Raw genomic sequence first — 21,237 nt, forward strand, 5'->3', positions numbered from 1 at the left:
CCAGTTCGGTTATGGCGCTACGCCGGTATTGTATGATTATCTGACGCCGATCAACACCAATAATGGCGGGCCGAACACGGATCCGTCGACTTACAAGCTGTATACCAACCAGATCACCAAAATGAATAAGGTTGGAACCAACTGGTGGGACGAGATCACGCATCCCGCGATGATCCAGAGCCATACGGTTGCTGCGAGCGGCGGCAGCGACAGGTCGAGCTATTATTTCTCTTTCGGCTATTTCAATCAGGAGGGTACACTGATCGACACCTATTTAAAGCGCTATACGGCCAGAATGAACACCGTCTTCAATATCAAGGACCATATCCGCGTAGGTGAGAATGCAACCCTGATCTACAGAAAGACGCCGGGTCTGCCGGGGAATAACCAGAACGAGGGTAACCCGATCTCTTATGCCTATCGCGAGAGCCCGATACTTCCGGTGTATGATATCATGGGTAATTTCGCCGGTTCGGGTGTAAAGGGTGTCGGTAATCCCCAGAATCCTGTAGCGAACCTGGAGCGCACCAAGTACAACAAGTACAATGACTACCAGATCGCGGGTAACGTCTTCGCTGAAGTCGATTTCCTGAAACATTTTACGATCAGGACGAGCTTTGGCGGCGTAGTCGACAATTTCTTCAATAACGAGTTCAAGTATACTGCGTACGAGAATGCGGAGAACAATACCAACCCGAACTCTTATGTAGAAACGCAGGGTTTCAATACCAGCTGGACCTGGACCAACACGATCAAGTATAACAATACCTGGGGCGACCATTCGCTGACCGTACTGGGTGGTATCGAGTCCATCTCGAACTACCAGCGTCAGTCACAGGAAACCCGCGGTAACTACTATATTACGGATGCCACCCGTCTGCTGGTCGACCCCGCCCTCTGGACCCTGTCATTTGGCGCACCGGCGACTCAGACCAACACTTCCCGCGTAAACAATGTCGACTATCCCATCACCAGTTCGCTGTACTCTTATTTTGGTCGTGCTGACTATGCCTTCCAGGACAAATACCTGCTGAGCGGTACATTACGCCGGGACGGAAGCTCGATCTTCGCTCCGGACAAGCGATTTGGTGTGTTTCCCTCGGTGACCGCCGGCTGGCGTATATCCAGGGAGGACTTCATGAAGGATGTGACCTGGATCAACGACTTAAAGCTGCGCGGCGGCTGGGGTAAGCTGGGTTCTCTGGCCAATACCCGGGCAACGAACAGGTTCAACCTGTTCGGTCAGGCGGCTGCCAACTCTTCCTATGATATCGGCGGAACGGGTACCTCTTCTTTGCTGGGCAGCTATGCCAGCCAGTTCGGCAACCCTGCAACGACCTGGGAAGAGGATAAGGTAACCAACGTCGGGTTTGACGCCACTATCATTCGAAATAAGTTCGACGTCTCTCTGGAGTTCTACAAGAAATCGGTAAGCGGTCTGCTGTTCAATGCTCCGCTGCCGGGAACTGCGGGTAATGCTCTTGCGCCGTTCAACAATACTGCCAACGTTGAGAATAAAGGTATCGATGCCGCTGTATCTTATCATGGCGCTGCTGTCAGCAACCAGCTGAAGTTCGATATCGGTCTTACTTTCACCACTTACAGCAATAAGATCAAGACACTGGGACCAGGTATAAAATATCAGGCCAAACCCAGCAACGGTTCGAATCGTATCGGCGCCTTCACGCGTCTGCAGCCGGGCCAGCCTGTCGGCGAGTTCTTTGGCTACAATGTGGTCGGCATCTTCCAGAACCAGTCGGATGTTGACAAGGCTCCGACACAGGATGCCAAGGCGATCGGCCGTTTCCAGTATCAGGATATTAACCATGACGGAAAGATCAGCGACTCGGACCGTACGTTCTTCGGAAACCCCAATCCCAAGTTCGTTACGGGTCTGAACCTTGCTGCGAGCTTTAAGAACTTCGACTTCTCTGCGTTCTTCTATGCTTCGGTCGGCAACAAGGTCATCAACTACGTTCGCTACTGGACGGATTTCCCGCAGGTGTGGGATGCCGCCATGAGTAAGGACGCGGCGCTGCACAGCTTTGGTCAGCCTGGCTGGAATGGCAAGACGCCGATCCTGGAAAGAGGTGGTACTTTCTCTACGACGGACCAGTTCAACAGCTATTATATGGAGAGCGGCAGCTATTTCCGCTGCAAACAGATGCAGATCGGATATACCCTGCCCGCGTCGAAGATCAAACAGTTCGGCATCGACCGTTTCCGGATCTATTTACAGGCGGCTAACCTGTTCACGATCACCAAGTACAAGGGGCCGGATCCTGAACTTCAGACTTCTGATCTGAACGACAATACAAACTTTGGCATCGATCTGGGTAACTATCCTGCCAATATGCGGAACTATAACTTAGGCGTACAGGTCACTTTCTAATCCATTAATAAGTCCCAAAAAACAATAATATGAGATTGCTGAAATATAAATATCTAATACCCGGTCTTATCGTAGCGGCAACAGGTGCGGCCTGCAGTCACAGCTTCCTCGACAAAACACCGGCCGGCGCCTTGCAGAGTTCGCAGCTGGCCAATAAGGCGGGTGTAAGCTCGCTGCTCATCGGCGCTTATTCCATGCTGGATGGCGAAGGGGCTGCAACGCAGGGTAACCAGTACGGTTCCGGCGCTTCCAACTGGGTGTTTGGCGGAGTAGTAGCAGACGATGCCTATAAGGGGTCTACCGGTCCCGACCAGAACGATATTACGCCATTGCAGACCTGGACGGTGAGCCAGTCGACCAGTTCGTATCTTCAACAGAAATGGACGGCCCTGTATGATGGCGCACAGCGTGCGAATGACGTTATCCGTACGATGGCTATCGCGACGGGCATATCCGCTGCGGATCATGCGCAGCTGATGGCCGAGGCTAGGTTCCTTCGGGGATTCTTCCATTTCGAGGCCAAGAAGATCTGGGGAAATGTTCCCTGGGTGGACGAGACGATCAGTGCTGCCAATAAGAACGTAAATGTTCCGAACAATGCAGATATCTGGCCGAAGATCGAAGCTGATTTTCAGTTTGCGATAGACAGTCTTGCGGAGATCCCTGCTGACAAGGGCCGCGCCAACAAGTGGGCTGCAAAGGCATATCTTGCAAAGACCTATATGTACGAGCACAAGTACGACAAGGCCAAAACATTACTGGACGACCTGCTTGCCAACGGAAAGACGAGCACCGGAGCTAAATATGATTTCAATCCGGGCGGCTATTTCAATAATTTCAACCCCGCGGCCGGGGCGAAGAACAGCAGTGAGTCGGTATTCTCCGTGCAGATGTCGGTCAATGACGGTAGCGGAACCAATGGTAACTACGGGGACGTGCTGAACTTCCCGAACGATGGTAGCGGTCCCGGCGGATGCTGCGGTTTCGATAACCCTTCTATCAATCTGGCCAATGCTTATAAGACAGATGGCGGCGGTTTGCCGTTATTCAACACCTATAACAGCGGCAATTCTGTGAGCGATCCGAATACGCCTTATGTAGGTAATCTCGATCCCCGGGTAGACTTCGTAATGGGACGTCCTGGCATTCCTTACCTGGACTGGGGTCCCCATCCCGGCGCTCTCTGGGTTCGTGACGGTACGGACGGTTATTTCAGCCCGAAGAAGAACGTTTATGCCAAGAGCCAGAAAGGTATACTTTCTTCCAATGAGACCAGCTTCTGGGGGCCCACCCAGATAGTTGCCAATAACGTAAATCTGATCCGTTATTCCGACCTGTTGTTGTGGGATGCTGAGTGCGAAGTGGAGATCGGCGATCCTGCCAAGGCGCTTACCTATGTCAATATGGTACGCAACCGCGTCGCTACCCATCCGGAGACCTGGACCTACAAGAATTCGGATTTCGATGCGGGTACTTATACCTATAAGACTACTACGACGCCCGCCGCCACTTATGTGATCAGCCCATATCCGGTAGGAGCGTTTGCCGACAAGAACTATGCTATGACGGCCATCCGCTTTGAAAGAAGGCTGGAACTGGCCATGGAAGGGCAGCGTTTCTTCGACCTGCAGCGCTGGAATTCGGATCCTACCTATCCTATGGATATGTCGGTGGTGCTGAATAACTATGCTACGGTTGAAAAGACCAGGCCCAGCAGCTATAGCGTTAACCCGACCGCGACCTTCCACAAGGGAGTGAATGAGCTGTTTGCTATTCCGCAGAATGAGCTCGACCTCGAGAATGCTACCGGAACGGTTATCCTGAAACAGAATTCGGGGTACAATTAGAAGAGATATCATTACCTGACCCATTAACGAGAGGGGAGATTTAGGTCTCCCCTTTTTTCTTTATTTTCAGTCTTAAATCTCTTTCCATGCGTCTGCGTTTGACGATAGCTTGTTTTTCTCTTCTTGTACTGGCAGCGTGTACTCGCAAAAAGCCACTGTTCGTCTCCCTGCCGTCTTCGGAGACGGGTATACATTTCAACAATACCATCGTGGAGAACGATTCGATCAACCCCGCGGATATGATCAATGTATACAATGGCGGCGGCGTGGGTATCGGAGATTTCAACAGGGATGGTTTGCCGGATGTCTATTTTACCGGCAATCTGGTGGCGAACAAGCTGTATTTGAATAAGGGTGGGTTCAAGTTCGAGGACATAACCGCGGCGGCTGGTGTGGACGGGGCCGGGAAATGGTGTAAGGGTGTGGCGGTGGTGGATATCAACAATGACGGCTGGCCGGATATCTATGTCTGTTCGTCGATCTACTCCGACTCTTCGAGGAGGATGAATCTGCTTTATATCAACCAGGGGAATGGGGCGGACGGGGTGCCGCATTTTAGGGAGATGGCTGCGGAATACGGACTGGGTGCGGGTTGTCATTCGACGATGGCGAGTTTTTTTGACTACGACAAAGATGGAGATCTTGACATGTATCTTGTGGTGAACGAGAATATCCGTTCTGACAATCCCAATTTCTTTCGTCCGATAAGAACGGATGGCTCGAATCCGAGTACGGGGAGGCTGTACCGGAATGACTGGAATGCGGCGCTCAGCCATCCTGTTTTTACCGATGTTTCACGGGAGGCGGGTGTGCTGGTGGAGGGGTATGGGCATGCGGCGACCGTTACCGATATCAATCGGGACGGGTGGCCGGATATTTTTGTCTCCAATGATTTTTTGTCGAACGATATTCTTTACATCAATAATCGGAACGGGACGTTTACGGACAGGACCAGGGAGTATTTCAAGCATACTTCCGCGACGGCCATGGGGCAGGACGTAGAGGATATCAATAACGACGGCCTGATGGATATCATGGAACTGGACATGAACCCGGCGGACAATTACCGGAAGAAGACGATGATGGGCGGGAACAACTACCTGACCTATCAGAACTCGGACTATTTCGGATATCAATACCAGTATGTGCGCAATACGCTGCAGCTGAATCAGGGTCCGAGGGTGGGCCAGAACGATAGTATCGGAGCGCCGGCGTTCAGTGAGATCGGCTGGTATGCGGGGATGTCGGAGACGGACTGGAGCTGGACGCCGATGGTAGCGGATTTTGACAATGACGGGTACCGGGACCTGGTGGTCACGAATGGATATCCGAAGGACGTTACCGACCATGATTTTACCGTGTTTAGGGCAAAGGCGAATAATCTGTTGCCGAAGGCCGAGCTACTACAGCAGATACCGGAAGTGAAGCTGCGGAAGTATGCGTTCCGGAATTCGGGCAATTGCAGGTTTTCGGATGTGTCGGCGGACTGGGGATTTACGACAACGGCCTATTCCAACGGGGCTGCCTATGCGGATCTCGACAATGACGGTGATCTGGACGTGGTGATCAATAATATCAATGATGAGGCGATGGTTTATCGGAATGATTCCCGCACGGCCGATGGCGGAGGCGCTCACTGGCTTGGAGTTGTGTTTAACGGGGATTCGTTGAACAGGGACGGTATCGGAGCGCGTGTCGAATTACATTATGGTCATGGGCGTCAGCAGGTGTACGAGAATGAGCCCTGGCGTGGGTATCTCTCTACGATCGGGGCCGGGGCGCATTTTGGGCTGGATACCGTGACGGTGGTGGATACGGTGCGGGTTATTTGGCCTGGTGGGAGGGTGGGTATGTTGTTGCATGTCCCGGTGGACAGGGTATTGAAGATGGATATCAGGGATGCTTCTGCGGCGGGTGCAAGCGGCCGGGTGGCCGGGGCCATGTTGTTCAGGGAGGTGACCGATTCGGTGGGGATACATTTCAGGCATGTGCAAAAGGATTATATCGACTTTACGGTGCAGAAGATGTTGCCGCATAAGTTTTCGCAGTATGGTCCGGCGCTGGCAGCGGGGGACGTGGATGGTAACGGACTGGACGATCTGGCGATGGGCGGCGCGCCGGGGCATGGGACCCAGCTGTTCCTGCAGCAGTCCGACGGCCGATTTGTCCAGCGGCCGCTGGCGGCGGGGGATAGTCTCAAAGTTTCTGAAGACATGGGTATGTTGTTGTTCGATGCGGACGGGGATGGGGACCTGGACCTTTATATCGCCAGTGGGGGTTATGGGAGCAGTCCGCAGGCGCCGGTATACCAGGACAGATTGTATATCAATGACGGGAAGGGGAATTTCGTGGTCGAAGCGAAGGCGTTGCCGGTCAACCTGACCAGCAAGTGTTGTGTGCGGGCGGCGGATTTTGATCATGACGGGGACCTCGGACCTTTTTGTTTCGGGACGGGTAGAGCCGGGGCACTATCCCAAACCGGTGACGAGCTATATACTGCGCAATGACAGTAAGAGCGGGGTGGTGAAATTCACCGATGTCACCGCGCAGGCGGCGCCGGGGCTTGTGGGGGTGGGGTTGGTTTGTGATGCATTGTGGACGGACTATGACGGTGACGGCTGGCCCGATCTGGTGCTGGCGGGGGAATGGATGCCGGTGACGGTGTTTCACAATGAGAAGGGCGTATTTCAAAATGTTACTTCGGGTACGGGTGTGAGTGACCACAAGGGTTGGTGGAACAGTATCGTGGCGGGGGATTTCGACAAAGATGGGGATATCGATTATATCGTGGGGAATATGGGAGAGAATTCCTTTTACAAAGCAAGCATGTCCTATCCGGTGCGTGCCTATGCCGGGGATTTTGACAAGAATGGCATATACGATATGGTCCCTTCCCTGTATCTGCCGGACCGGGAGGGTAAGCTGAAGGAATACCCGGCGGAGTCGAGGGACGATATGCTTCGTCAGATAAATGCTTTGCGGAAGAAATTCCCGGACTATAAGTCTTATGCGGTGGCTACGATGGATGATGTATTGGGTGCGACGGAACGGAAGGGAGCACTGGTGGTGGAGGCTACTGATTTTAGAAGCTGCCTGCTGAGGAATGACGGCAATGGGCGGTTCAGTCTCGAGCCTTTGCCGATGCAGGCGCAGTTGTCTTCGATCAACGGGATGGTGGCGGAGGATGTAGACGGGGATGGAGCTGTGGATGTCGTTCTCAGCGGGAACGACTATGGGGTAGAGCCTGCTGTGGGCAGGTATGATGCGTTCAATGGTCTTGTGCTGAAGGGGGATGGGAAGGGAGGTTTTTCGCCTTTGTCGATATTGGAGAGTGGATTGTATTTGCCGGGAGATCAGAAATCGTTAGTTAGTTTGAGGGGGCTGGTGGCGCTTGTTTGCTGGCTGCGGGGCAGAACAGGGGGCCGCTGCAGGTGATGAGGTGGAAGACTCCGGTGCGGGTGGTGGCGCTGGGGCCGTCGGATGTGAGCGCGGTGATCAGGTATAAGGATGGCTCGTCGAGGAAGGAGGAATGTTATTATGGTTCTTCCTTTATGTCGCAGTCGGGGCGTTTTCTGGCGCTGACCGGGGACGTCGCCGGGGTGACGGTTAAGGATGGGACGGGGAAGGAAAGAAAGGTTTATTAGATGAATGTTATGATAAAATGGGTATTGTCCTTGTTTGTGTTGTTTGTTAGCTGTAATCGTCTGCCGAGGAACAAGAGTCACGCCGGGGTACCGGAGGAGTCGGTCCTGGAAGGGAGGCGCCTGGCTGCGGTGTATTGTCAGTCCTGTCATGAGTTGCCGGACCCGGCTTTGCTGAATGCGAAGAGTTGGGAGAAGGGTGTGTTACCGCAGATGGGGCCGAGGCTGGGGATCTTTTATAACGGCTTTGATCGCTATCCTTCGAGCCGGGGGACGCGAACGTACCTCCGGGCTATTATCCATCACAGCCATTGCTGAAGCCGGAGGAATGGCAGCATATCATCGATTATTATACGGCTGTATCGCCTGATTCTTTGCCGGGGCAGGTGCGGTCTCATCCGATACAGATAGGTTTGCCTTTGTTCGAGGCGCGTGTTCCTGCTATGAGGTATGAAATGCCTGCTACTAGTCTGGTGAAGGTGGATACTGTGGGAAGCCTGGATATTTTTGACGTCCATTATCAGAAGCTATATCGGCTGTCAGGGGGGCTGCAGGTACGCGACAGCGTCAAGGTGGAAGGAGGGATCGTTGGTCTTGAGAGGCAGGATGGGAGCTGGCTGGCCTGCAATATCGGTGTGCTGAATCCCAATAACGGGAAATTTGGGCAGCTGGAGCGGATCGTTGGTGATAGTGGTTCATTGCGGGTGGACAGTGTTCCGCTGACGACAGGTCTTCGGAGGCCGGTGCAGGCGCAGGGGGTCGATCTAAATGGGGATGGCCGGATCGACTATCTGGTCTGTGAGTTTGGGAATCTGTTAGGAGAACTTTCGTGGCTGGAGAATAAGGGAGGCGGCCGGTTCGAGCGGCATGTGCTGCGGGCGACGCCGGGAGCGATAAAGGCTATCGTGAACGACTATAATCATGATGGGAAGCCGGATATATGGGCGTTGTTTGCGCAGGGGGATGAGGGTGTTTTTTATTCACGAACAAGGGTGGAGGGGAGTTTGATTCACGGACTGTGCTGCGGTGGCCGCCTTCGTATGGATCGTCGTATTTCGAGCTGGCGGATTTCAATGGGGATGGGTTTGCGGATATAGTTTATACGTGCGGTGACAATGCGGATTTTTCGCCGGTCCTGAAGCCGTATCATGGGGTTTATATCTATCTCAACGACGGTCATAACAGTTTTAGGCCATGGTATTTTTTCCCCATCAATGGGTGTTATAAGGCTGTAGCAAGGGATTTTGACGGCGATGGGGATCTGGATCTGGCTGCTATCGCTTTTTTCCGGATTTCAGTCATCAGCCGGAGGAGGGTTTTGTGTATCTGGAGAACCGGGGCGGGGGGATTTCAGGCCGTACAGTTTGCCTGAAGCGCAGCGGGGGAAGTGGTTGACGATGGACGTGGGAGATCTGGACGGGGATGGAAGGGTGGATATCGTGCTGGGCAATTTTTCTTTTTTTGCGCCTGTTACGAAGGCGGGGGTCGACTTTAAGCGGGAGGCGCCTTTTCTTTTTTTGAGGAATACGGGGAGGAAGGAGTAACGCCTATCTTTGGCGCATGAAAAAATATTTTATGGTTCTGGTCCTGGTGGCTGGTTGCTTCACGCTTGCTCTTGCGTGGGGTCCCCGGGGGCATCAGCATATCAACCGTGCGGCCGTGTTGGGCCTACCGGTGGAGGTGCGTCCTTTTTTCTACAATCATATCGATTTTATTACGGAGGAGGCGGTGGTACCCGACCTGCGGAAGTATACAATTAACGACCGGGCGGAGTTTCCGCGTCATTATATCGATCTGGAGTTATACAGTCCGGAGTCGAATGTTGCGGAGCTGCCGGCGACGATGAGGGAGGCGAAGTCGAAGTATCCGGATAGTATGCTGAATAAAGCGGGGACTTTGCCGTGGACGATCCTGGAGGTGGAGGAAAAGCTGACGAAGGCGTTCAGGGCGAAGAAGAAGACCGAAATACTTTTTCTGGCGGGGGATCTTGGGCATTATATTGGGGATGCGCATATGCCGTTGCATACGGCTTTGAATCACGACGGTCAGCTGACGGGGCAGAAGGGGATTCATGCTTTATGGGAGGGACAGTTGCCGGAGACTTTTGGGGAAGGGTATAATCTTTATACGGGTGAGGCGAAGTATATCGACGATCTGAGCAGGGAGACCTGGGCGATGATCGACTCTTCGCACCGGCTGGTGGAGAAGGTGCTGGCGGTGGATAAAGAGTTGGCGGCGTCTATGCCGCGGGAAAGGGTTTATGTGCTGGATTCGGCGGGTCGTGTTGTGGCGAATCAGTATGGGGATGTGGTACATACGAAGGAGTATGCGCGGGAGTTCCACAGGCGGCTGGGGGGAATGGTGGAGAAGCAGTTACGGGGAGCAATAGCCGAAGTTTCGGCATTTTGGTATACGGCGTGGGTGAATGCGGGGAAGCCGGATCTGTCGGGGTTGGATCCGATGGAGCTGACGGAGAGGAATAAGAAGGATATGGAGAGGGATTTGAAGAGATGGAAGGAGGGTAGGGTGGAGATGGTGAGGCCGACGGGGGATTTTGAGCGGAAGTGGGTGGAGTAGGGGGCGTGGGGCGGCTCGGGAGAACCAGGGGTTAGTGGTGAAAATACGGGGATGGGAATTAAAATTTGATTAAGGATTAAACTTTTTTTATGGCGGGCCTTCCATATTGGTTAGTATACGCTTTGTTGTCGGCGGTCTTTGCCGCTCTTACGGCGATCTTTGCGAAGATGGGGTTGAAGGATGTGAATTCGGATCTGGCGACGGCGATACGAACGGTGGTTATTTTGGTGATCACGTGGGGGATTGTGTTGTGGAGGGGGAGTGGTGCGGGATGGAGGAATCTGACGAGGAATAACTGGCTATTTTTGGTTTTGTCGGCGGTGGCTACGGGGCTTTCGTGGCTTTTTTATTACAGGGCGTTGCAACTGGGGAAGGTGTCGGAGGTGACTGTGATCGATAAGGGGAGTATATTGTTTACGATACTGTTGTCGTTTGTTTTTTTGCGGGAGCCTCTGACGCCGAGGGTGCTGATTGCGGCGGCGATGATCTTTGGGGGGATGCTGGTGTTGGTGTGGAAGTAGATGGGGGGATGAAGCCGGATGGAGAGAGCTGTGTTGAGGGCCGGCGAACGGTGAATGGGGCCGCGGCGGGGAGAAGTAGCATAATTATTGCGGGGGGATTATTGATTGAAGGTTATACCTATTTAAAACATAAGTACTATGCGAAAACACGTGTTGGTCAGAAACATTGCTCTTCTATTTTTATGCGTTTCGGTATTTGGGATGGGTTCCTGTAAGAAGGAGATCACCCAGGTAGTGAATCAGGGTTTTTCAGCGATCTATACGATCAAGGCGGGTGACTGGAAGGTTAATTCCAATTCCACCTACATTAATGTAGAGCTTAGTGTAAAGGAACTGGATCAGGTAATCCTGGATCATGGCGGCGTTTCGGTCTATATTTCACTGGACGGGGGCAAAACGTATGAAGCCGTGCCGGAAGTCGTGGATAACGTGGCCTATGGCTCTTACCATTATTTGAATACGGTAGGTATCGATCTTAGCCCGGCGGACAATACGGGGACGGTAACGCTTCCGACGGGTGATATCCTTGCGAAGATCGTGCTTTTGGATGCCCAGCCCCTGGACTAGGCGCTGCTGAAGAGATGAAATTATGGATGCCTCTCCGGGTTATGCCCCGGAGGGGCATTTTTGGTGTAATGTCGGGAGGTATAGTTGGACCGCGCTGGTATAGAGAAAAATAAATCTTTGAAATGGACAGAAAATCAGGGCTGAACGGGAATAACTTGTTACTTTTAAGAACAAGAACCCTGATCGTAACCATGTCGTCCCTTAGAACCCTCTTGAATCCTGATAATCAATCTGCTGTCGATCCTTTTTGCCCGACGCCCCCGCTGTATAATATTTTCCAACCTACTAATTACTGGTGTGTCTTCTGAGGGTATTCATAACGAAAAACAGCTGCTATTGCAGATAGCCCAGGGGGATAGGGATGCTTTCAGGGCATTCTATGCCGCGTATTATTCCAGGGTGCAGCAGTATGTGGCCTTGTTTGAGCCTGCGCGGACCAGCCAGGACGAGCTGACTCAGGACGTGTTTGTGCGGATATGGGAGAAAAGGGCGAGGCTGGCGGCGGTGGAATCGCTGAAAGGCTATTTATTTCTGGTGACCCGTAATGTGGTATTCAATTTTATCCGGGCGTTGAAGGTGCGGCAGCGGGTGCAGCAGCTGGATGAGTCAGTTCAGGTGGTTTCTAACGAGCTGGAGCATGAGCTTTTGTTCAAGCAATACTACCGGATCGCCATCGAGGCGATGGACAAGTTGCCGCCTGGACGTCGTAAGATATTGAAAATGAGTATCGATGACGGGTTTAGTCTGGATGAGATCGCCAGCGAACTGAATATTACCCGGGCGGGTGTGAAAAAGCAGCTGTATGCTGCGACTGCATTTGTACGGCAGTATCTGCAGGAGCATGGGGAGATAACCCTGCTTTTATTTGTTTTTCTCTCTCTTTTTGAATTGTAGATCAGGCTATTTTCGTGGCGACCGGAAAAAAAGTAAAATTTTTTTCGGGCGAGGTATCCTTTGTTTGCCGGCGCGTGTCTTTATAATAACACCTTATTTATGAATTTACCGGAAGCCAAGCAATTTGTCGCCCAGTTCATCAAAGGAGATTACACTCCGGGGGAATATGAGGCCTTCTTGCGGTGGTTGAAAGGTGCGACGATGGACGAGTTGAATGCGATAGCGGATGAACATGAATCGATGGATGATCAGTGGGCCGCTCTTGCTTCGGAACCATCTGCTGACTGGGCGAGTAAATTAGAGCGAAGAATAGACGTCCTGGAAGAAAGGGGTTTGATCCGCAGGTTGAGTCCGGAAAGATTTATTCGCCGGAGGACCTGGGTAGCCGCTGCTTCTGTGATCGTCATATTGTCGGCCGGTGTATATCTCTTTGTCAAGGAAGAACACAAAAAGGCGCCTGTGCCGGAAATTCCGGCAGCAGTAGAAGCTGGCGATGAGCACTTATACGAACCCGAAGGGTGGAGATCAGAAAGAGCTCATCCTTGCCGATGGTAGTAAGGTGTGGCTGAATGCTGCCTCTACGCTGAAGTTCCCGAGTGACTTCAAGGGTTCAGAGAGGGTTGTTGAATTGTCCGGTGAAGGCTTTTTCGAAGTGACTAACGACGTCGCCAAACCTTTCCGGGTGAAGATAAAGGACGCAGCGGTGGAAGTTCTTGGTACGCATTTCAACATCAAGGCGTATGAAGATGAGCGGATTAGCAGGACAACGCTGGTAGACGGTTCGGTGAGGATGGAGAGTGGATCGCAGCGGGTTGTGCTGAAACCGGGGGAGCAGGCGGAGATACCTTATCCTTCGCCGGGGGTAACTGGAAATATAAAAGTAGTTCCGGTCGGAAATACGGATGTTGTGCTGGCGTGGAAGAATGGGTTCTTTCAGTTCGACGGTGAAGACGTGAGGTCGGTCATGCGTGAGTTGTCGCGGGCCTATAACGTTGATATAAAGGTCGATCCAAACGTTCCGGAGGACAAGGGTATAACGGGGATATTTAAGAGAGAGGAAAGTCTGGAAAGTAATTTGAAATTAATAGAGCATATAAAGAGTCTGGGTATACATTTTCACGATAATGGAAAAATAGTTAGAGTCACACTTTGATATAATATTTTCCATAACCATTGAACCGAGTCCAACAGTTACAGCCGCGGTCACGGGTAAATAATAAAATAAGTATTTATTTTATGTTTATTCATGATTTGTAGGCTGTAACTTTATTTCTTAAACCCGAGGTTTGATGGGGATACTAAGACTAGCTGTCTCAACCATATTAATAGCTTGCCTACTTAATAGCCTGCCGGCATATAGCCAGCCTAGTCCTCTCATTACCCTCACTAAAAAGGATATGAGCTTACGGGAGGCATTGGACGAAATTCACAAGCAGACGAACTACACGTATGCGGGGGAATCTAACTTCACACAATACAGTCATCGGATAAGTATTTCTGTCAGGAAGGCGCCGCTGAGGCTGGTGCTGGACAGTTGTTTCAGGGATCAGCCGTTCACGTATGAGATCGTCGGAACGGCGATCGTGATCAATGCGCGGCCGGTCAGGGATCAGACTGTTCATGGGTGGATATTCGATGAGAAGAAGCAGCCGCTGGAGGGTGTGACGATTCTGGTCAGGGGTGAACCGATGACGGCGGCGGTGAGCAGGGTAAGCGGAGAGTTCAGTATTCATATGCATTTTGCGGATGACCGGCTGGTGTTCAGCAGTGTGGGGTATGAGATGCAGGAGTTGGCGCCAAAGGAGGGTGAGGATGCTGTGGTGGTTCTCAAAGAGAGGATAGGAGAGTTGAGTGATGTTGTGGTGGTGCATAACGGTTATACGGAGAAGACGCAGAAGGCTAGCACGGGGTCATCGGATGTTGTGGGGACGACTTTGATCAGCCGGAGGGTGTCGACGAGTCTGATGGACCGGATCGATGGGGTGACCAGCAGTGTTTTATTCAACAAGAATATACAGGCGAATACGAATCAGTCTTCGATCACGATACGTGGGCGGAGTACGATATTCGCCAACCCGAATCCGCTGATCGTTATCGACAATTTCCCCTATTACGGGGATATCGGGAATATCAATCCGGAGGATGTGGAGAGTATTACCATATTGAAGGATGCGGCTGCTGCGTCGATCTGGGGAGCGACTTCGGGGAATGGGGTGATTGTGATCACGACGAAGAAGGGGAGGCTGAATCAGGCGCCGAAATGGAGTTTTACGACGAGTCAGACGGTTGGGGCGAAGCCGGATCTTTATTATCAGCCTATATTATCGTCTTCGGATTATATAGATATACAGCAGTTTCTGTTTAGGAATAAGTTTTATAATGGCGCGCTGAGCCCTATTCAGCATGGAGCTATTTCGCCGGCTGTGGAGATATTTGATGCTGCGAATAAGGGGACGCTGTCGTCGACGGACTCGGCGGCGCAGATCAACGCGCTGAAGGGGCTGGATAAAAGAAGGGATTTGAGTAAATATTATTATCAGCGTAGTCTCAATAGTCAATATGCATTGAACGTAAGCGGCGGGGGGCAAAGAATAGCTATTATTTGTCCGGGGGATTCGACGAGAACAGGAGTAACCTTGTGAGAAATCTGTATAAAAGGGCGACATTAAATGGTAGCAATACTTATCTGGTGTTGCAGGACAAGATGGAGGTGACTACGGGAGTAAGTTTTGCGACCAGTAAATTTTATAATAACAATAGTGGAGTCGTTCCCGGATCTTATCCCTATGCGAGATACGCCGATGCCAGCGGAAATCCTTTGCCGATAAATTTTGGACTTAAAAACTCTTACATAGATACTGCGGGTGGCGGCCAATTGCTGGACTGGCACTATGTACCATTGAATGAACTGAAAAATTCAGACAATACAACGAATCTGGCGGACTATAGGATCAATGTTGGATTGAAATATGCAGTTCGAAAGGGATTGGAGATACGTGTTTATTATCAATATGGATGGGGGGATTCGATTAGTAGTAACTACCAAAGTCTGCAGACCTATTCTACCCGGAATTTGATAAATAGCTATGCACAATATAATAACGGCCTATTCTCTTTTCCAATACCTCACGGCGGGATTCTGGATGAAGTTCGAAATACCTACACGGCGAATAACGCCCGTTTGCAGATCAGTTATCAGGACTCTCTATTTGATCATGGGTCGCTTAATGCAGTCGGCGGAGCCGAAATTAGGGGATATAGAGGGAGAAAGCCGTCGGACGAGGCTATATGGATATGAGAAGGGGGTAGGAAGTAGTGTTCCTGTCAACTATGATTCGTCGTGGCAGCAATTCCCCAGTTTTGGAGCGAGTAAGATACCCTATCTTGATTTAAATGGGAACACAGCAGAAAGATATATTTCGTACTATGTCAATGCCGATTATACCTATTTCGGACGATATACGCTATCGGGCAGTGCGAGATGGGATGAGTCAAATCTTTTTGGTGTAAAAGCCAATCAACGAGGTGTGCCGCTATGGTCGGTCGGCGGGGCTTGGTTTTTGTCCAGGGAAAATTCTATAATGCAGACTGGCTGCCATTCTTGAAGCTGCGCGTAACTGATGGAGTCAATGGTAATATTGACCGTAGCACCTCGGCATTTACTACTGCCTATTTTAACCAGGGAGGAAATTCTTATGGATCTGGAAGCGCAACGATCACCAATCCTGCTAATCCTTCTCTTCGTTGGGAGAAGATCAATATTTTCAATGCCGGATTGGATTTCTCTTTTCGGAAGGACAAGTTTGGTGGCAGCATTGATTACTATATAAAAAAGGGAGAGGACCTGATAGGAGAAAGTCCGTTGGACCCGACGGTCGGCCTTACCACATTCCGGTCAAATGTGGCAAATATGTCGGATCATGGGCTCGATTTTACATTGCATACTAATGTAAACATCGGGAAAGTTCTCTGGAATAGTGTTTTATTATTTAACTATGTCGAAGATAAGGTGACTGTTTACAAGGAGAAGATAGGTCCGGTATACAATTACATTACAGGCACTTCCATAAGTCCAATTATTGGAAAGCCGTTGTATTCGTTGTTTGCGCTTCGCTGGATGGGGTTAGATTCAAAAGGCAATCCTCAGGGGTTATTTAATGGCAAGGTTTCAACGCAGTATGGTACGATGCTTGGGTCCGGCGATTTGAATGATCTGGTCTACATGGGTCCACTGACGCCGAGGGGATTCGGAAGTTGGAGAAATAGCCTGTCGTGGCGGCAATGGGGACTGTCATGGAATATTGTCTACAAATTTGAATATGTCTTTCGGAGGAACTCGATATTTTATTCCTACGTATTTAGCGGAGCGTCTCAAGGACATCCGGACTACGAGCGCAGATGGCAGAATCCAGGCGATGAAAATAGGACCAACGTACCTTCAATGATCTATTCGTTGGACCGAACCAGGGACAATTTTTATCAGAATTCGACAGTGCTGACTGAGAAAGGAGATCATATTCGCTTGCAGGATATCCAGCTGAGCTATGATCTGGTTCGACCGGAGCATCAACGAATACCGGTGTCCCATGTCAAGGTTTATCTGTATGCGAATAACATAGGGATACTGTGGAAGGCAAACCATGCCGGAATTGATCCTGATTATATCTCGGGGACGCCGAATCCAAGGACCCTGGCTATTGGACTAAAAACAGACTTCTAAAGCTTTTGATATGAATAAATCGATCTGGTCTTTTTTTGTCGGCTGGCTCATGCTAGTCCTGGCCGGAGCGCTTCTCGAAGGCTGCCATAAACAGGATTTTTTGGGTAAGAATCCCAATTCGACACTCATTGTTCCCAGTACATTGTCGGATTTTCAAAATTTGTTGGATAACGATTTGGTGATGAATCAGGTTCCGGCGTTGGGCGATATATCTGCGGATAATTATTTCATGAGTGACGATTTGTGGCAGACTTCGGGAAGCAGGGTACAGAACGCTTATTTATGGAAGCCGGATATTTTCGTTGGCCAGGGTAGCGTTGAGGACTGGAATTACCCTTATCAGCAGGTTTATTACGCTAACGTAGTGCTGGATGGTCTGGAGAAAATCAAGGTTGACAACAGTAACGCCGCTACCTGGAATAGTTTGAAAGGCCAGGCCCTATTCACCAGGGCGTTTGGCTTTTTCAATATTGCCCGGCTGTTTGCTCCGGCATATGATGAGGGTACGGCAGTAACTGACGTCGGAATTCCTGTGCGTTTAACCCAGGACGTTCAGTCTCCGTCGGTGCGTAGTACGGTAAAGCAAACCTATAGTCAGATAACGGGAGATCTGCGTATTGCTGCGCAATTACTGCCGCAACGAGTCTCGATGACTTTTGTTAATCGAGCGTCCCGTCCAGCTGCGCTGGCGATGCTGGCGAGAGTCTATCAAAGCATGCGTAAGTATGATTCAGCAATGATTTATGCAGATAGCGCATTGTCTTTGAATCTTCCCCTGCTGGACTACACTGGTCTTAGTGTAGGAGCTATAACTCCTTTTACCAAGCAAAACGCAGAAATTCTTTTTCAGGCCGTTTTTGTCAATTATAGTAATAGCAATTCACAAATACTGGCCTATGGCACCCCCAGTTGCTTTATTGACTCAACTTTGATTCGAAGCTATGATAGCAACGATCTCCGACTGGCCCTTTATTATGCCCCGACGGGTGGATCGACCTTTGGTCTGAATGGAAGCTATACAGGTAGTATATTTCCTTTTGGAGGCCTTGCGACCGATGAACTCTATCTTATCAGGGCGGAATGCAAGGTTAGGACAGGTGATACGACCGCGGCCGCAAATGATCTTAACGCGCTACTCGCCCTAAGATGGAAGAAGGGTAAATTTACCGGAATTAAATTTGGTTCGATGGGCGGGGCTTTAGATACTGTACTTTTAGAAAGAAGAAAGGAAATGCCATTTCGTAATGTGAGATGGACCGATCTGCGCAGACTGAATAAAGATGACGCCAGCATAACTCTTTTCCGGGAAATTAAGGGAGTCCGAGATACGCTGGCGTCAAATGATAAACGCTATGTCTTACCAATTCCTCCTGACGTGTTACGGCTAAGCGGAATACCTGATAACCCGCGTTAATAGGAATGTGGAACTTACACGGACTATTTTTTATTTATTTTGCTATCGTTCCCTACGAGTTGGATGAAATGGTAAACACCCGACCGGCAGGGATAATAATTGCCAAATCCATCGGTAGTATAAGTGCAAGTGCTGAGTGCCGCATCACAGGTGTAGTTAACTCCAAATGTGCCGGCAGGCATATAAGCGCCTCCAGTCTGATAAAATTGCTGCTGCGTACGGCAATCGCCTTGCGGGGTTGTTGCAAGAGCGCCGCCAATGCTGAGACAAACAACAAGGGTCATAATCGTCCATTTGATCTTTTTTCATACGAACTGTTTTAAGTGATTGTTATGGGTTTAAATTGTTTTTTACGTTGAAGGATAATGCCTCCAATTGATAAGGCCACGAAAAACAGGTTCAATGCGACGTGTTGTTTCCAGGTCAGGCGTTTGATGACGCCGCCACAGGAACAAGGTATCCGGCCAAAAAAATTGAGCAGTATCATTATACTGTAAACAGAGAACGCGGTCATGAAAGAGAATGAGATCCAAAAACCTAATAGGCGTGTGCGTTCGAGGAGAACGAAGATGCAGATCAGGATCTCGCTGCAAGGTATGATCCAGACCAGGAAAGGAGTCCAGGAATTGGGTAGCGGCTGGTTGTTCATCTCGCCTGTAAATGTTTGGAAGTCCAAAAATTTACTGAGGCTGGCATACAGAAAAAGCATGATCAACAAGGCAGAGATACACTCAAGGAGTACCTGTCTTTTAAACATAGTTCGGTTGGTTTAGACACAAGCTTTTGGCTAAGCTATTGGCTAAGCAAATTGTTAAAAGGTAATCATGAGCGGATAGGAAAACGAGCATTGTACGGGTCGGATAGTGATGCTAAGAGGGATAAAAAGGAACAGGTTATTAATTAGATTTTAAATATCGGCAAAAATCGTAAGACTACAAAGACCAATCTGAAAAAAATTAATGCTAGATGTTGCTCTGTATATTGCAATAATCGAACCACTCAGTTTTTTAAGAATCCGTTTGCAACATTTCCTGTAGGCGATCGTTAGAGAACATTCAAATGGCGGCAATAGTTATCATCTAATCAACGTTTGGTCATGCGCTTCAACTATTTCATCCTATCCTCATTTCTTATATTCTCCGCTCATAAAGGACGCTCTCAGAGTACAAATACTGTCTATAATGATCCCGGGTTCGTGTCTGCGATTTTGCAACAACATAATACGTATAGAACGACGCTGGAGTTGCCTCCTCTCGTCTGGTCTCCGGATCTTGCAAAAGATGCCCTGGGCTGGGCCGAACACCTCGCAGACATTGACAAAGGTCAACATGATCGGTCTATCGTGGGTAAGGAAGGCGAAAATTTATGGTGGGGAACGGCGGGCGCCTACTCCTACACGGATATGGTTGGTTTTTGGGGAAATGAGAAGAGCGCTTTTCACTATGGTGTGTTTCCCGACTGTGGGAAGGGGATGATCGGACACTACAGCCAGATCGTTTGGAAGAACACAAAGACGGTGGGTTGTGCGCTGGCTAGCAATGGGCAGACCGATTATCTGGTTTGTCGGTATGCCCCGCCGGGAAATGTTTACGGAGAAAAGCCCTGGTAAAGCAAATTCTGGAAATGAAATTCCTGGTTGAGAGTCTCGCGATGGCTGCTTACCTTCATGTAAATTAACTGATATGTTAAAGTATTCCTTCCTTTTAGGTTTGAGTCTGTCGGCTGGGGTTGTGGCGAGTGCGCAGGTCAGGACGATCCCCGCCGGGGATGCCGCGAAGCATGTGGGCGACAGCGTGACCATTTGCGACAAAGTTGCCAGCGCGCGTTGGCTGGAGAACGCAAAGAATCAGCCTACATTCCTGAATTTGGGTGAGACTTATCCCAATCAGCTGCTCACCGTCGTCATCTGGGAAGACGTCCGCAAGGCTCTTGGATATAAGCCGGAGGAGAAACTGATGGACAAAAAGGTTTGTGTGACGGGAAAGATAGAGGAGTTCAGGGGAAAACCTCAGATCGTCGTGCATCAGCCGGCTCAGCTAAAGGAAGAGCAAGGCAGCGGCCTGTTCCGCCGAAGAAAGAGTAGGGGACCGGTAGCCTCGCGGGGAGTATATTTGATCAGGACTCCGAAGCGCGAATCAATTCGTCCATCGAGATTCCCATATGACTTTCTTCATAGACGCATTTGCCGTCGCGGATCAGCAGTACCTGCGGGGATTCGTGGCGGACATTGAAGGTGTCGGCGATCTTGTTGGAGACGGGCCGGTTATTGATGAGGTCGAGGTAGTAGAAGTCGATGGAGTCGGGAGCCTGATTCCTTTCAAGCCGGTTCTTGACCAGGGCGCTTGTGGAGCAACGGATACTGTGTTTGAAGATCAGCTGGGGACGGGAGCTGGATTTTGTTCTGATCTCATCCAGCTGGTTCTCGGACTCTAATTTGATCCAATTCATGGGCGCAAAGATAGTATGTGGTTTGGACATACCCCATTATAACAACGGACATAAAAAAGGTTATCAATTGGATGATAACCTCTATAATATGATATCTACTGGTTCCGGGGAGAGTTAGGGTTCCGGATCGGATGTACTAGCGACCGCCGTATCCGACAAAGCCCTGGCTCATTTTGCAGCCACCGTGAGCACCGGCACCGCGGGAAGAGGCGCAGG

Annotated in this window: 22 protein-coding genes; 20 read left to right on the forward strand and 2 right to left on the reverse strand. The window is 50.3% G+C overall.

The window, feature by feature from the left end; genetic code table 11:
- Positions 1–28 precede the first annotated feature (28 nt).
- From ACQ86N_RS08645 to ACQ86N_RS08735, 19 genes are all read left to right on the forward strand, one after another.
- Complete coding sequence (locus tag ACQ86N_RS08645; RefSeq protein WP_431214805.1) at positions 29–2,392, forward strand: SusC/RagA family TonB-linked outer membrane protein; 2,364 nt, start codon at positions 29–31, stop codon at positions 2,390–2,392.
- A 29-nt stretch (positions 2,393–2,421) separates the two neighbouring features.
- Positions 2,422–4,239 (forward strand): RagB/SusD family nutrient uptake outer membrane protein, encoded by a 1,818-nt coding sequence (locus ACQ86N_RS08650; RefSeq protein ID WP_431214806.1) that lies wholly within the window; start codon positions 2,422–2,424, stop codon positions 4,237–4,239.
- An 86-nt stretch (positions 4,240–4,325) separates the two neighbouring features.
- Positions 4,326–6,746, forward strand: a complete 2,421-nt coding sequence (locus ACQ86N_RS08655) for a CRTAC1 family protein (RefSeq protein ID WP_431214807.1) — start codon at positions 4,326–4,328, stop codon at positions 6,744–6,746.
- On the forward strand, positions 6,721–7,674 hold the full coding sequence (locus ACQ86N_RS08660; protein ID WP_431214808.1) for an FG-GAP repeat domain-containing protein: 954 nt from the start codon (positions 6,721–6,723) through the stop codon (positions 7,672–7,674). Before ACQ86N_RS08655 ends, ACQ86N_RS08660 begins: the two co-directional genes overlap by 26 nt.
- Entirely contained in the window at positions 7,635–7,883 is a 249-nt protein-coding gene (locus ACQ86N_RS08665; protein WP_431214809.1) for a hypothetical protein, read from the forward strand. Before ACQ86N_RS08660 ends, ACQ86N_RS08665 begins: the two co-directional genes overlap by 40 nt.
- Positions 7,884–8,198, forward strand: a complete 315-nt coding sequence (locus ACQ86N_RS08670; RefSeq protein WP_431214810.1) for a hypothetical protein — start codon at positions 7,884–7,886, stop codon at positions 8,196–8,198.
- Positions 8,192–8,977: an FG-GAP repeat domain-containing protein gene (locus ACQ86N_RS08675; RefSeq protein WP_431214811.1), complete on the forward strand. Its 786-nt coding sequence runs from the start codon at positions 8,192–8,194 to the stop codon at positions 8,975–8,977. Before ACQ86N_RS08670 ends, ACQ86N_RS08675 begins: the two co-directional genes overlap by 7 nt.
- Positions 8,899–9,252: an FG-GAP-like repeat-containing protein gene (locus tag ACQ86N_RS08680; RefSeq protein ID WP_431214812.1), complete on the forward strand. Its 354-nt coding sequence runs from the start codon at positions 8,899–8,901 to the stop codon at positions 9,250–9,252. The genes ACQ86N_RS08675 and ACQ86N_RS08680 overlap by 79 nt, the downstream gene beginning before the upstream one ends.
- Before the next feature lie 25 nt (positions 9,253–9,277).
- Positions 9,278–9,424, forward strand: a complete 147-nt coding sequence (locus tag ACQ86N_RS08685) for a hypothetical protein (RefSeq protein WP_431214813.1) — start codon at positions 9,278–9,280, stop codon at positions 9,422–9,424.
- Positions 9,425–9,440: 16 nt separating this feature from the next.
- On the forward strand, positions 9,441–10,457 hold the full coding sequence (locus ACQ86N_RS08690; RefSeq protein ID WP_431214814.1) for a zinc dependent phospholipase C family protein: 1,017 nt from the start codon (positions 9,441–9,443) through the stop codon (positions 10,455–10,457).
- Positions 10,458–10,546: 89 nt separating this feature from the next.
- On the forward strand, positions 10,547–10,978 hold the full coding sequence (locus ACQ86N_RS08695; protein WP_431214815.1) for an EamA family transporter: 432 nt from the start codon (positions 10,547–10,549) through the stop codon (positions 10,976–10,978).
- Between the two features lie 138 nt (positions 10,979–11,116).
- The gene (locus tag ACQ86N_RS08700) at positions 11,117–11,545 is read left to right on the forward strand and encodes a hypothetical protein (protein WP_431214816.1); all 429 of its coding nucleotides are present in this window, start codon (positions 11,117–11,119) and stop codon (positions 11,543–11,545) included.
- A gap of 297 nt (positions 11,546–11,842) precedes the next feature.
- Entirely contained in the window at positions 11,843–12,439 is a 597-nt protein-coding gene (locus ACQ86N_RS08705) for an RNA polymerase sigma factor (RefSeq protein WP_431214817.1), read from the forward strand.
- A gap of 99 nt (positions 12,440–12,538) precedes the next feature.
- A complete protein-coding gene (locus ACQ86N_RS08710; protein ID WP_431214818.1) occupies positions 12,539–12,994 on the forward strand; it encodes a hypothetical protein in 456 nt (151 codons plus the stop codon).
- Positions 12,933–13,592 (forward strand): FecR family protein, encoded by a 660-nt coding sequence (locus ACQ86N_RS08715; RefSeq protein ID WP_431214819.1) that lies wholly within the window; start codon positions 12,933–12,935, stop codon positions 13,590–13,592. Before ACQ86N_RS08710 ends, ACQ86N_RS08715 begins: the two co-directional genes overlap by 62 nt.
- 244 nt (positions 13,593–13,836) lie before the next feature.
- The gene (locus ACQ86N_RS08720) at positions 13,837–15,081 is read left to right on the forward strand and encodes a TonB-dependent receptor plug domain-containing protein (RefSeq protein WP_431214820.1); all 1,245 of its coding nucleotides are present in this window, start codon (positions 13,837–13,839) and stop codon (positions 15,079–15,081) included.
- On the forward strand, positions 15,078–15,737 hold the full coding sequence (locus tag ACQ86N_RS08725) for a hypothetical protein (RefSeq protein ID WP_431214821.1): 660 nt from the start codon (positions 15,078–15,080) through the stop codon (positions 15,735–15,737). Before ACQ86N_RS08720 ends, ACQ86N_RS08725 begins: the two co-directional genes overlap by 4 nt.
- Positions 15,738–15,992: 255 nt before the next feature.
- Complete coding sequence (locus ACQ86N_RS08730; RefSeq protein WP_431214822.1) at positions 15,993–17,159, forward strand: hypothetical protein; 1,167 nt, start codon at positions 15,993–15,995, stop codon at positions 17,157–17,159.
- A gap of 10 nt (positions 17,160–17,169) precedes the next feature.
- A complete protein-coding gene (locus ACQ86N_RS08735; RefSeq protein ID WP_431214823.1) occupies positions 17,170–18,573 on the forward strand; it encodes a RagB/SusD family nutrient uptake outer membrane protein in 1,404 nt (467 codons plus the stop codon).
- 319 nt (positions 18,574–18,892) lie between these two features.
- On the opposite strand, the gene ACQ86N_RS08740 is transcribed toward ACQ86N_RS08735, so the two are convergent.
- Positions 18,893–19,330, reverse strand: a complete 438-nt coding sequence (locus ACQ86N_RS08740) for a MauE/DoxX family redox-associated membrane protein (RefSeq protein WP_431214824.1) — start codon at positions 19,328–19,330, stop codon at positions 18,893–18,895.
- A gap of 438 nt (positions 19,331–19,768) precedes the next feature.
- Between ACQ86N_RS08740 and ACQ86N_RS08745 the strand changes: the two genes are divergently transcribed.
- Entirely contained in the window at positions 19,769–20,182 is a 414-nt protein-coding gene (locus ACQ86N_RS08745) for a CAP domain-containing protein (RefSeq protein ID WP_431214825.1), read from the forward strand.
- A gap of 506 nt (positions 20,183–20,688) precedes the next feature.
- Here the strand turns inward: ACQ86N_RS08745 and ytxJ are convergent.
- Positions 20,689–21,021 (reverse strand): bacillithiol system redox-active protein YtxJ, encoded by a 333-nt coding sequence (gene ytxJ, locus ACQ86N_RS08750; RefSeq protein WP_431214826.1) that lies wholly within the window; start codon positions 21,019–21,021, stop codon positions 20,689–20,691.
- Between the last annotated feature and the right edge of the window lie 216 nt (positions 21,022–21,237).

Origin of the sequence: Puia sp. P3 (genome assembly GCF_050632245.1) — a bacterium.
GTDB lineage: Bacteria > Bacteroidota > Bacteroidia > Chitinophagales > Chitinophagaceae > Puia.